6 protein-coding genes and 2 pseudogenes are annotated in these 12,720 nt (G+C 64.5%); 5 read left to right on the forward strand and 3 right to left on the reverse strand.

Annotation, left to right across the window (positions count from 1 at the left end):
- Positions 1-96 precede the first annotated feature (96 nt).
- Positions 97-1,413: a UDP-glucose dehydrogenase family protein gene (locus ACSKB8_RS07070; protein WP_438103416.1), complete on the reverse strand. Its 1,317-nt coding sequence runs from the start codon at positions 1,411-1,413 to the stop codon at positions 97-99.
- Positions 1,414-1,609: 196 nt separating this feature from the next.
- Here ACSKB8_RS07070 and ACSKB8_RS07075 point away from each other — a divergent pair.
- Positions 1,610-2,682: pseudogene (locus ACSKB8_RS07075) on the forward strand (acyltransferase family protein).
- Between the two features lie 122 nt (positions 2,683-2,804).
- On the opposite strand, the gene ACSKB8_RS07080 reads toward ACSKB8_RS07075, so the two are convergent.
- Complete coding sequence (locus tag ACSKB8_RS07080; protein ID WP_438103250.1) at positions 2,805-3,962, reverse strand: IS4 family transposase; 1,158 nt, start codon at positions 3,960-3,962, stop codon at positions 2,805-2,807.
- A gap of 203 nt (positions 3,963-4,165) precedes the next feature.
- Here ACSKB8_RS07080 and polA point away from each other — a divergent pair, with 203 nt between their 5' ends.
- Positions 4,166-7,261 carry a DNA polymerase I gene (polA, locus tag ACSKB8_RS07085; protein WP_438103417.1) on the forward strand — a complete coding sequence of 1,032 codons (3,096 nt, stop codon included), beginning with the start codon at positions 4,166-4,168 and terminating at the stop codon, positions 7,259-7,261.
- A 275-nt stretch (positions 7,262-7,536) separates the two neighbouring features.
- Entirely contained in the window at positions 7,537-8,172 is a 636-nt protein-coding gene (locus tag ACSKB8_RS07090) for a LysE family translocator (RefSeq protein ID WP_438103418.1), read from the forward strand.
- Positions 8,173-8,185: 13 nt separating this feature from the next.
- Here ACSKB8_RS07090 and ACSKB8_RS07095 read toward each other — a convergent pair whose 3' ends face one another.
- Positions 8,186-10,039: a feruloyl-CoA synthase gene (locus ACSKB8_RS07095; protein WP_438103419.1), complete on the reverse strand. Its 1,854-nt coding sequence runs from the start codon at positions 10,037-10,039 to the stop codon at positions 8,186-8,188.
- 151 nt (positions 10,040-10,190) lie between these two features.
- Here ACSKB8_RS07095 and ACSKB8_RS07100 point away from each other — a divergent pair, with 151 nt between their 5' ends.
- Both ACSKB8_RS07100 and atzF read left to right on the forward strand, forming a co-directional pair.
- Positions 10,191-10,685, forward strand: coding sequence for a MarR family winged helix-turn-helix transcriptional regulator (locus ACSKB8_RS07100; protein ID WP_438103420.1), 495 nt, complete (start codon positions 10,191-10,193; stop codon positions 10,683-10,685).
- Positions 10,686-10,865: 180 nt separating this feature from the next.
- Positions 10,866-12,672: pseudogene (gene atzF, locus ACSKB8_RS07105) on the forward strand (allophanate hydrolase).
- Positions 12,673-12,720: the final 48 nt, after the last annotated feature.

Consider the following 12,720-nt stretch of genomic DNA (forward strand, 5'->3'; position numbering starts at 1 on the left):
CCCGGGCATCCACGTGGTCTCGCCAGCCTAGAAAACAGACGTGGATGGCCGGGACAAGCCCGGCCATGACGGATTTAGCGGATAACTAGTCCGCCATCAGCCCTGCACCGACGGGCGGCCGATGCTCTCGTAGACGAAGCCGGCGGCTTCCATGTCCTCGGGGCGGTAGATATTGCGGAGGTCGACGACGACGGGCTTTGCCATGGTCGCTTTCAGCCGGCCGAGATCGAGCGCGCGGAACTGCACCCATTCGGTGACGATGACGAGCGCTTCGGCACCTTGCGCGCAGGTATAGGCATCCTCGCAATAGGTGATGTTGGGCAGCTCGCTCTGGGCCTGCTCCATGCCGACGGGATCGAACGCCTTCACGGTTGCGCCCATGTCGATCAGGCCGGTCACCAGCGGGATCGACGGCGCATCGCGCATGTCGTCGGTATCGGGCTTGAAGGTGAGGCCGAGCACCGCGATGGTCTTGCCGCGCAGCGAGCCGCCGAGCGCCTGGCTCACTTTGCGCGCCATCGCGCGCTTGCGGTTCTCGTTGACCGCGAGCACGGATTCGACGATGCGCAGGGACACGTCGTAGTCCTGCGCGATCTTGATCAGCGCCTTGGTGTCCTTCGGGAAGCACGAGCCACCGAAGCCGGGACCCGCATGCAGGAATTTGGTGCCGATGCGGTTGTCGAGGCCAATGCCGCGCGCGACCTCCTGGACGTTGGCGCCGGCTTTTTCCGAGAGATCGGCGATCTCGTTGATGAAGGTGATCTTGGTCGCCAGGAACGCGTTGGCGGCGTATTTGATCATCTCGGCGGTGCGGCGCGCCGTGAACATCAGCGGCGCCTGGTTCAGCGACAACGGACGATAGATGTCGCCCATCACCTTGCGGCCGCGCTCGTCGGAGGTGCCGACCACGATGCGGTCGGGGAATTTGAAGTCGCGGATCGCGGCGCCTTCGCGCAGGAATTCGGGGTTGGAGGCGACGACGACGTCGGCCGACGGATTGGTCTCGCGGATGATGCGCTCGACCTCGTCGCCGGTGCCGACCGGCACGGTCGACTTCGTCACCACGATGGTGAAGCCGGTGAGCGATTGCGCGATCTCACGGGCGGCGGCGTAGACATAGGACAAATCGGCGTGACCATCGCCGCGGCGCGAGGGCGTGCCGACCGCGATGAAGACGGCATCGGCCTCCGCGACCGGCTTGGACAGGTCGGTGGTGAAATCCAGCCGCTTGGCTTTCACATTGTTCGCCACCAGCTCGTCCAGCCCGGGCTCGTAAATCGGGATTTCGCCGCGATGAAGGCCAGCGATCTTCTTCTCGTCCTTGTCGACGCAGGTGACGTCGTGACCGAAATCCGCAAAGCAGGCCCCGGACACCAGTCCCACATAGCCCGTGCCGATCATCGCGATGCGCATGAAAATCCCTGTTTTAGATTGGTTAATGAACCCCCGACGCTGGGGCGGTTTAGCATTTTCCTGAGGGGAGGGAACAGTGGCGCATACAAAAAAGCGGTCCGGAAATTGAACCGGTAAAGAAGTCTGAAACCGCAAGGCGCCACACTGCCCCGCTGACGGACAGGGACTGGCGGAACACGCCTCAAAAAGGGACATCATGGCACGATCAGGCACAATCGCTGCGGGCGGGCGTTCCAAGGCCCCTTCTGCCGTGCGTGTCGACTGGGTCGACTACGCCAAGGGCATCTGCATCGTCATGGTCGTGATGATGCATTCGGTGCTCGGGGTCGAACTCGCCGCCGGACAGACCGGCTTCATGCATGTCGCCGTGGCCTTCGCAAAGCCGTTCCGGATGCCGGATTTCTTCCTGATTTCGGGCCTGTTCCTGTCCCTGGTGATCGACCGAGACTGGCGAACCTATCTCGACCGCAAGGTGGTGCATTTCGCCTATTTCTATGTCGTCTGGGTGACAATCCAATTCGGCTTCAAGGCGCCGGCCTTCGCGGCAGAAACGAGCTGGCGCGAGGTTGGCCTCTTGTACCTCGAAATCCTTCATCGAGCCGTTCGGCACGCTGTGGTTCATCTATCTGCTGCCGATCTTCTTCGTCGTCACAAAACTGACACGCAAAATCCCGCCGCTCGCGATCTGGATCATAGCCGCCGCGCTGGAGACGGCACGCGTCACGACCGGCTGGACCGTCATCGACGAGTTCTGCGCGCGCTTCGTTTATTTCTATTCAGGCTATCTGTTCGCGCCTTACGTGTTCGCCCTGTCGGATCGCGCACGGAAGCATCCGGTCCTTGCGCTTGCAGCGCTCGCGACCTGGGCGCTGGTCAATGCCGGGCTGGTCACATTCGGCGCCAGCGAATGGAAGATCGTCTCGCTCGTGCTGGGCTTCGCCGGCGCCTGCGCCATCATCACGATGGGCACGCTGCTCGCGCGCGCGCAGTGGCTGAATTTCCTCCGCTTCTGCGGCGAGCATTCGATCGTGATCTATCTCGCCTTCTTCCTGCCGATGGCGGCGACGCGGACGCTGGCTGCTGCGCACGGGCATCATTGCCGATATCGGCACGGTGTCGCTGGTCGTCACGGTTCTCGGCGTGCTCGGGGCGCTCGCGATCTGGCAGGTCGCGCTGCGGCTCAATGCACACTTCCTGTTCGAGCGCCCGGACGCGTTCTGGATCGCGCCGAGGAAAACGACTGGGGCGGTGTTGCAGGCGGCGGAGTAATCGAGATCGCTGTCGTCGCCCCGGCTTGACCGGGCGACCCAGCATCCCAGAGACAGTCGTCATCGACCGATAGGCCGCGGCGTACTGGATTCCCCGCATTCGCGCAGGGCTGTCCGGGAATTCTATGCATAACAGAAGCTGATCTGGTCGGGGGAGCTTCTGTCGCGGGCAGCGGATGGGTTCACCTTGGGAGGTCGGTCGATGTCGGCGATTGGTTTTCGTGCGAACAGCGACGCGGCGACAAGACCTGCGAAGCGGATAGCCGGCATGATTAGACGACTTTCGCGTGCGGCGATCCGCAGCAGCAGATAGGCGATCATGGCGGCGAGGATTTGCAGACGGACCGCGTTCTCGGAGCGGCCGAGAAATTTGCGAAGCTTGAGGTGCTGCTTGATCCAGCGGAACAACAGCTCGATCTGCCAGCGTGTTTTGTAAAGCGCAGCGATTTCGATGGCCGAACGCTTCAGATCGTTGGTGATGAGGGTCAGTTTTGTACCGTCATCGCGTTTGAGGCGTATGCGGCGCATCGGAACAGCAAGTTTGGAGCTGCTGAGGAGCTTTACCTCAGCATCGTCGATGATTTTAAAGCCCTTCCCCTTTTGTTTCCGCAGCTTCCGCCAGCGTGTAGCTCTGAAGCGCAGATTCTTCTTCTGGCGGGTGACGAAGCAGGCGCCCGCGTCGTGAAGCCGTGTCCACCAGGCATAACTGCAATAGGCCTTGTCGAACACATAGGTGGCGCCGGCCTCGATCGGGAATTGCTGGGCTGGTGTGACGTCATTGACCGTCGACGGCGTGATCGCCAGACGGCGCGGATGATCCGAGCCGGGATCGTAAACCACGTGAAGCTTGAGACCACGGGTACGTCCGTTCCAACCGGCCCAGGTGCTGAGTTGATCCAGCGGCACCGGCGTCGCATCGATCAGCCGCAGCATCTCGGCACCCTCCCGCTTCAGCGCTCGGTCGGCATGCCCAGACAATCGCTCAAAGACTTCTGCGAAGATACTGACCGGCCGTCGGGCATTGGCATCCGCAAGCGTCGAGCGCGCCAATTTGCCGACACCAAGATGGTAGTGATGATGCGAATTGGCGTTCCAGATCGCCTCAAGGGCACGCAAGCTGTCGACGCCACTGAGCTGGGAGAATATCAATGCGACAAGATGATCCCAGCTGTCGAACGTCTTGTCGTAGGCATCGCCATCCAAACGATCCACAGTCGTCTGAAACTGCCGCCGATTGATCGGTTCAAGCAGCCTTCCAAAAATGCTATCGCTAAACCGCATGCCCGGCCCCTTTCTAAGTCTCGACAACCAGAAAGTACCTGCTTCAAGCCGGGAAAACCCGGGCATGCTCCGCGACACAGTGAATCATTCCCCGGACAGCCCTGCGCATTCGCGGGGAATGACAGTGGGGATAGTGGCGCCAGCGAGCCAAAAATCCGCCTTCCAAGGCTGTCAAAGCCCGCAAAAATTCATACATTGCGGCCATGCCCAAAACCGCACCCAAAACGTCCCCGAAGACCACCGCCAAAGCTGAAACCAAGGCTGCCGCGGCCAAGGCGGCCGCCGAGAGCAAATCCGCTGCTGCCAAAGCTGCTGCCAAGCCGGTCGCGGCGAAGGCGGCCGGCAAGGGCGACCATGTCTTCCTGGTCGACGGTTCCTCCTACATCTTCCGCGCCTATCACGCGCTGCCGCCGCTGAACCGCAAGTCCGACGGCCTCCAGGTCAACGCCGTGCTCGGCTTCTGCAACATGCTGTGGAAGCTGTTGCGCGACATGCCCGAGGACAACCGGCCGACGCATCTGGCGATCATCTTCGACAAGTCGGAAATCACTTTCCGCAACAAGATCTATCCCGAGTACAAGGCGCACCGGCCACCGGCGCCTGACGATCTGATCCCGCAATTCGCGCTGATCCGCGAGGCCGTGCGCGCCTTCGACCTACCCTGCCTGGAACAGGTCGGGTTCGAGGCGGACGATCTGATCGCGACCTATGTGCGGCAGGCCTGCGAGCGCGGCGCGAGCACGACCATCGTGTCCTCCGACAAGGACCTGATGCAGCTCGTCACCGATTGCGTCACCATGTACGACACCATGAAGGACCGCCGCATCGGCATCCCCGAGGTGATCGAGAAATTCGGCGTGCCTCCGGAGAAGGTGGTGGAGGTGCAGGCGCTCGCCGGCGATTCCACCGACAACGTGCCTGGCGTGCCCGGTATCGGCGTCAAGACCGCGGCACAGCTGATTACCGAATATGGAGACCTCGACCAATTGTTGTTCCGCGCCGGCGAGATCAAACAGCCGAAGCGGCGCGAGGCGCTGCTCGAGAACGCGGAGAAGGCACGGATCTCGCGGCAGCTCGTGCTGCTCGACGACAAGGTCGAGCTCGAGGTACCCCTCGATGACCTCGCCGTCCACGAGCCGGATGCACGCAAGCTGATCGCCTTCCTCAAGGCGATGGAATTCACGACGCTGACTCGGCACGTCGCCGACTATTCGCAGATCGATCCCGCCAACGTCGATGCCGATCCCGGCTATGCCAAGGGCGCCAGCGTATTCTCGCCGCTGCCGCCCTCGGATGTCGTGCCCGCGCCGGGAACCGGCACGCCGGCGCAAGCTGCTCCGCGCGAGCGCAACAAATCGGCGAGCAAGGAGGACAAAGCCGCGAGCCCGAAGGGTGCGCCGATCTCGCTGGCCGCCGCGCGCGAAGAGGCGCTGCGCAAGCTTCCAGTCGAGCGCGGCAAGTATCAGGCGATCAAGACGCCTAATGAGCTCAACGCCTTCATCGCCCGCATCCATGACGTCGGCCATGTCGCGATCGAGACGAGAGCGAACTCCATCAATCCGATGCAGGCCGATCTCTGCGGCATCGCACTGGCGGTAGCGCCAAACGAGGCCTGCTACGTGCCGCTCGCGCACAAGCAATCCGGCGGCGGCGCCGGCCTGTTCGACGCGGGCCTGGCACCCGACCAGGTCAAGCACGACGACGCGATCCAAGCGCTGCGGCCGGTGCTGGAATCGTCAGGCATCCTCAAGATCGGCTTCGACGTCAAGTTCACCGCGGTGATGCTGGCACAGCACGGTATCACCTTGCGCAACATCGACGACGCGCAACTGATCTCCTACGTGCTCGATGCCGGCCGCGGCTCGCATGCGATCGAATCGCTGTCCGAGCGCTGGTTCGGCCATGCCATGCTGAAGGAGAACGAGCTGCTCGGCAGCGGCAAGGGCAGGATCACCTTCGACCAGGTGCCGATCGACAAGGCCGCGCCGCTGTCGGCGGAAGGCGCCGACATAGCCCTGCGCGTCTGGCGCGTGCTGAAGCCGCGCCTCGTCGCCGAGCACATGACCACCATCTACGAGACGCTGGAACGGCCGCTGGTATCCGTGCTCGCACGCATGGAGCGGCGCGGCATCTCGATCGACCGTCAGGTGCTATCGCGGTTGTCGGGCGAATTCGCCCAGACCGCAGCACGGGTCGAAGCGGAGATTCAGGAGATCGCAGGCGAGCCGGTCAATGTCGGCAGCCCCAAGCAGATCGGCGACATCCTGTTCGGCAAGATGGGACTGCCAGGGGGCAGCAAGACAAAAACCGGCGCATGGTCGACCACCGCGCAGGTGCTCGATGAGCTCGCCGAGCAGGGCCACGACTTCCCGAAGAAGATTTTGGAGTGGCGCCAGGTCTCGAAGCTGAAATCGACCTATACCGACGCGCTGCCGACTTACGTCAATCCACAGACCCATCGCGTCCACACCACCTACGCGCTGGCCGCGACCACGACCGGCCGGCTGTCGTCGAACGAGCCGAACTTGCAGAACATCCCGGTGCGCACCGAGGACGGCCGCAAGATCCGCCGCGCCTTCGTCGCAACGCCCGGGCACAAGCTGGTCTCCGCCGACTATTCGCAGATCGAGCTGCGGCTGCTGGCGGAGATCGCCGACATTCCCGTGCTGAAGCAGGCGTTCCGCGACGGACTCGACATTCACGCCATGACGGCGTCGGAAATGTTCGGCGTCCCGATCAAGGGCATGCCCAGCGAAATCCGTCGCCGCGCCAAAGCGATCAATTTCGGTATCATCTACGGCATCTCGGCGTTCGGCCTCGCCAACCAGCTCGGTATCGCGCGCGAGGAGGCCTCGGCCTACATCAAGAAATACTTCGAGCGCTTCCCCGGCATCCGCGCCTATATGGACGAGACGCGCGACTTCTGCCGCAACCACGGCTACGTCACCACGCTATTCGGCCGCAAATGCCACTACCCTGACATCAAGGCCTCCAATGCCTCGGTGCGCGCCTTCAACGAGCGCGCCGCGATCAACGCGCGGCTCCAGGGCACTGCCGCCGACATCATCCGCCGCGCCATGACGCGGGTGGAGGATGCGCTGGCCAAGAAGAAGCTGTCGGCGCAGATGCTGCTCCAGGTGCATGACGAATTGATCTTCGAGGTGCCCGACGCCGAGGTCGAGGCGACGCTGCCCGTCGTGCAGCACGTGATGCAGGACGCCCCGTTCCCGGCCGTGCTGCTGTCGGTGCCGCTGCATGTCGACGCGCGTGCCGCGACGAACTGGGACGAGGCGCATTAAGCTCTTTCTTCACCTCTCCCCGCTTGCGGGGAGAGGTCGGGTCGCCCCCGGCGATGCGGAGCATCGTCCCGCGCGATCCGGGTGAGGGGGTATAGGCCTCTCGGCGACCTCATCCGTGGAGAGAGGCCCCTCACCCCAACCCTCTCCCCGTAAGAACGGGGCGAGGGAGCGCACCGTGTGCGCAGCGAGAACCTAATTGTCCTCCGTGCAATTGCGCGATGGCCTCACCGCGTCTCGCATATTAGAACCATCGCGTTCTCCGCACCGGTTCACCCATGCCCCACACCCCCGCCCTGCTCGGCTTTGCCCTCGTCTGCCTCGGCCTCGTGCTCACGCCCGGGCCGAACATGATCTACCTGATCTCGCGCTCGATCACGCAGGGGCCGGCGGCGGGCATCGTCTCGCTCGGCGGCGTGGCGCTGGGCTTCGTGTTCTACATGCTGTGCGCGGCGTTCGGCATCACGGCGCTGCTGCTCGCCATTCCCTTCGCCTATGACGCGCTGCGCTTCGCTGGCGCCGGCTATCTGCTGTGGCTCGCCTGGCAGGCGGTGAAGCCGGGCGGGCGCTCGCCGTTCCAGGTCAGGAAGCTCGCGATCGACAGCCCGCGCAAATTGTTCGCGATGGGCTTCGTCACCAACCTGCTCAATCCGAAGATCGCGATGCTGTATCTGGCGCTGCTGCCGCAGTTCATCGATCCCACCGCCGGCAGCGTGCTGACACAGTCGGTGGTGTTAGGGGCGATCCAGATCGCGATCAGCGTCAGCGTCAATGCGATGATCGCGCTCGCGGCCGGATCGATCGCGCTGTTCCTGGCGAGCCGGCCGAGCTGGCTGCTGGTGCAGCGCTGGCTGATGGGCACGGTGCTGGCCGGGCTCGCGGTGCGGATGGCGGTGGAAGCGAAGAAGGTGTGAGGAGAGCGCCCGGTCAAGCACAGCCAACCCACTCCGCCGGTTCATCATCATTCAACCGCGCCACCGCATCGGCGCGGCGCGTCAGCACGGCGCGCTGGTTGATGTAGCCCTTGTCGGTGATCTCGCCGCCGTCGACCGACGGCGGTTCGGCGAGCAGTAGCGCGCGCGTGGCATGGCCGGAGGAGTTGCCGCTCTGCTGTTTCAGCCGTGCCAGACCCTGCGCGATCGCGGTCCTGACCTTGTCATGTGCCAGCACGTCGTTCACAGTTGCCGTCTCGTCCAGCCCGGCATGGGCGCGGCAGGCAGCGATATTCGGGAACACCAGGAAGCGCACCTCATCGCCGCCATGGCCGGTGACGACGATGTCCTGCGCGAGCGGCGCCAGCGCGGCTATGCCGGCGACGCGCAGCGTGCCGACGCTGACCCAGGTGCCGGAATTGAGCTTGAAATCTTCCGCGACGCGACCATCGAAGAACAGGCCGCGCTCGGGCCGCTTTGCGTCGGCAAACTTCACGGCGTCGCCGATGAGATAGAAGCCTTCTTCGTCGAACGCCTGCTTCGTCAGCTCCGGCGCCTTCCAATAGCCCGGCGTGACGTTGGGACCGCGCACGCGCACCTCCAGCTTGTCAGCGGAAGTGACGAGCTTGAGCTCGGTGCCGGGAATAGGCACGCCGATATTGCCCGAGCGTTGTGCGAGGAAATGGCAATCGGTCGCGAGCGGGGAAGTTTCGGTCGAGCCCCAGGCCGAGACCATCGGCAACGCACGGCCGACGGTCTCGATGGAAAGCTGCTCCAGCGCATCCCACAGATTCTGCGGCAGCGCGGCGCCGGCATAGAACGCGAACTTCACCTCGCCGAAGAAGCGGCGGCGCAGCTCCTCGTCGCCGCGGAGGGCCGCGATCAGCATGTCGAAGCCGCGTGGCACGTTGAAATAGACCGTCGGCATCACGCTTCTTAGATTGGCGAGTGAGGTCGCAAACAGGCCCGGAGCCGGTTTGCCGCCGTCGATATAGAGCGAGCCGCCATTGCGCAGCACGAGGTTGAAATTGTGATTGGCGCCGAAGGTGTGGCTCCAGGGCAGCCAATCGAGGATCACGAGATCGCCGCGGCCCGGTTCGAGGAACGTCCAGGTCTGCGCCTTGGCCTGCTGGCTCGAGGTCAGCATGCGCTGGGTGTTGATGACCGCCTTGGGCGTACCGGTCGAGCCCGAAGTGAACAGCAATTTTGCGATCGTGTCCGGCGTCACCGCGGCGAAGGCTTTTGCGACGTCGGCCGTTTCAGGCGTCGCCGCAATGGTGCGGAACGACAGCGCGTCGGCATCGTCGGCATTGCCGCTGATGATCTGCGCCGTGTGCAGCGGCCTGATCGCATCTAGCGCCGCGGCAAATGGCTTCATCGCGGAGACATAGATCGCGCCTGGCTCGAGCAGCGCGATCATGCTCCTAAGCTTGTCAAAGTCTTTCGACATCAGCGAATAGGCGGGCGAGATCGCCGCCGTGGGCACGCCGACATGCTGCGCGGCAAGCGCGAGCAGCGCATGATCGATGCTGTTGTCGGAGAGGATGGCGAGCGGGCGCTCGGCACTGAGGCCCTGCGCCAGGATCCAGGACGCGGCCGCCCGCACCTGCTGCAGCGCCTGCGCATAGGTGACGGTGGTCCAGGGCGCTTCGGCGCTGCCGCGCTCGGCGAGGAAGATGGTATCAGGCGTTTGCCGCGCCCATTGCTCCAGCCAGTCGCCGGTGCAGCGCGCGCTCTCGCCAAGCGGCTCGGGTGAACGCAGCACGATGCTGCCGTCGGCGCGATGCTCGGCGACGGTTCGGGGTGTTGCGAACAGGCTCGCAGCATCACCGCGTGAGGCGACTGTCATCGGGTTTCCTCCTCGCCCCGGATCCGGGATCGGCCGCAGCCTCGTTCCGGGCTGCTTCGGCCATAATGTTGGGCACGACAATTGTTGTCGTCAACGACGATCTTTCACCCCGAGCGTCGAAGCGCTAAGGTCGGGCGGAGGGAGACACAATGTGACAACCAGCGCGGCCCAGACGTCCCCACGCAAACGCGCCGGCAACGGCGCTGCGCAGCGGAACGACGCCGACGAGATCGGCCTCGACGCACTGGTCGGCCACGCCGGCTATGCGGTGCGGCGCTTCCAGATCTGGATCTTCCAGGACTTCATCAAGACGCTCGGCGAGGTCGACATTAGGCCGACGCAATATTCGGTGCTGACGGTGATCGGCGCCAATCCGGGCCTGTCGCAGATGGCGGTGGCCAAGCGCCTCGGCATCGAGCGCGCCCGGCTGGTGCATCTGCTCGACAGCCTCGAACGGCGCAGATACGTGAAGCGGATCAAGTCGAAGACGGACCGGCGCTCGCACGCGCTGCACCTCACCGCGCCGGGCGCGGCGGCGCTGGCCAAGTTCAAGCGCCTCGCGGCCGAACACGAGCGGCATGTCGAGGCGAAGCTCGGCAGGGAGAATAGGCAGCACCTGCTCCGGATCCTCGCCGACTTTACCTGATCTCGGCTGCCCACAATTTAAGCAGATGCCTGCAACCGAGCGCTTGAGCTCGGCCTCCAGCTCTCCGCAAGCCACTGATCTCACGATAATATCCGGAGCACCCGCCCTGCCCTGACGCTGTACACAATGGCACATCGCTTGCTTCAAGCCGGGTAAACCAGTTGCCGGAGTTTTGTCGCCATGGGGGCTGAGCAGCCTGAAACGATCGCCGCGATTGTGGCCGCGCATCGCGCGGGCACCCTGACGCCGGCGCAGACGGTCGCACGGACCTATCAGCGCATCCGCGACCATAACGATCCCGCCGTGTTCATCAGCCTGCGCGACGAAAAGGACGCAGTCGCGGAAGCCGAGAGACTTGCCACGAAGGATGCCGCGAGCCTGCCGCTCTATGGCGTGCCGGTTGCGGTGAAGGACAATATCGAACGCGCTGGGATTTCCGACCACCGCAGCCTGCTCGGCCTTCTCCTACACGCCGACGCGCAACTCCACCGCGGTCGAGCGCCTGCGCGCCGCCGGCGCCATCATCATCGGCAAGACCAATCTCGACCAGTTCGCGACCGGCCTCGTCGGCGTGCGCTCGCCCTACGGCATTCCCAGGAATGCGATCCGCGAGGATCTCGTTCCCGGCGGCTCGAGCTCGGGATCGGCGGTCGCCGTCGGCGCGGGGCTGGTGCCGCTGTCGCTCGGCACCGACACCGCCGGCAGCGGCCGCGTGCCGGCGATGCTCAACAACATCGTCGGGCTGAAGCCGAGCCTCGGCATGATCTCGACCGCGGGCCTGGTGCCCGCCTGCCGCACGCTCGACTGCATCTCGATATTCGCCTTGACGGTCGACGACGCAGCGCTGGCGCTCTCCGTAATCGCGGGGCCGGACCAGGCCGATCCGTTCTCGCGCGACCGGCCGCTGGGGCCGATCACGCCGTTCCCGGCGAATTTGCGCCTGGGTGTGCCGCGCAACGGACAGCTGATCTTCTTCGGCGACAAGAAAGTGGAAGCCGCTTACAGCGATGCGCTGAAGCGCTGGACCGCCCTTGGCGCGACACTGACTGAGTTCGACCTCGAGCCATTCTACGAGACCGCGCGGCTGCTCTATGAAGGACCATGGGTCGCCGAGCGCTACCTCGTGATCAAGGATCTGCTCGCGTCCGCACCCGATGCAATCCATCCGGTGACGCGCGAGATCACGGCGGCCGGCGCGCGGCTGAACGCGGCGGAGACCTTCTCCGCGCTCTACCGCCTGCAGGGCCTGCGCAAGGTCGCCGAGCGCACTTTTGCGCATGTCCACGCGCTGGTGCTGCCGACGGCGCCGACCGCTTATACGACCGCGCAGGTGCTGGCCAATCCGATCGAGCTCAACAGCCGGCTCGGCACCTACACCAACTTCGTGAACCTGCTCGATCTCTGCGGTCTTGCCGTGCCGGCTTCGATGCGCGCGGACGGCATTCCATTCGGCATCACGCTGCTCGCCCCCGCAGGATGCGACGCGCTGCTCGCGAGCATCGGCCGTGTGTTCCATGCGGATACGAAGCTGAGTCTCGGCGCACAGCGCGTGGCGCAAGCACCGCTCGCGCCGCTTCCCGCAAGCAGCGGCGACGAGATTCCGATCGCAGTGGTCGGGGCGCATCTCTCCGGCATGGCGCTGAACGGCGAATTGAAGACCCTGAGCGGGCGCCTGATCGAGGCGACCAAGACAGCGCCCGACTACAAGCTCTACGCGCTCAAGACCACACCGCCGAAGCCGGGCCTGCTCCGCGTCGAAGCCGGCAAGGGCGCCGCGATCGAGCTGGAGATCTGGTCGCTGTCGTCGTCCGCCTTCGGCAAGTTCGTCAATGCGATTCCCGCGCCGATGGCGATCGGCACGATCCGGCTCGCCGATGGCCGCAGCGTGAAGGGCTTTCTCGTCGAGCCTGAGGTGCTGGGCGAGGCGCGCGATATCACGGCGTATGGTGGCTGGCGGAAGTATATGAAGGAAGCCGCGACGGCTTAGGTGCCGTAGGGTGGGCAAAGCGAAGCGTGCCCACCATCACCATCAAAT

This window comes from Bradyrhizobium sp. BR 1432 (assembly GCF_051547705.1).
Taxonomy (GTDB): Bacteria; Pseudomonadota; Alphaproteobacteria; order Rhizobiales; family Xanthobacteraceae; genus Bradyrhizobium; species Bradyrhizobium zhanjiangense.

Coding starts and splice junctions, on each gene's coding strand:
- ACSKB8_RS07070 (WP_438103416.1), bottom strand. CDS start 1,413: ATGCGCATCGCGATGATCGGCACGGGCTATGTGGGACTGGTGTCCGGG.
- ACSKB8_RS07080 (WP_438103250.1), bottom strand. CDS start 3,962: ATGCGGTTTAGCGATAGCATTTTTGGAAGGCTGCTTGAACCGATCAAT.
- polA (WP_438103417.1), top strand. CDS start 4,166: ATGCCCAAAACCGCACCCAAAACGTCCCCGAAGACCACCGCCAAAGCT.
- ACSKB8_RS07090 (WP_438103418.1), top strand. CDS start 7,537: ATGCCCCACACCCCCGCCCTGCTCGGCTTTGCCCTCGTCTGCCTCGGC.
- ACSKB8_RS07095 (WP_438103419.1), bottom strand. CDS start 10,039: ATGACAGTCGCCTCACGCGGTGATGCTGCGAGCCTGTTCGCAACACCC.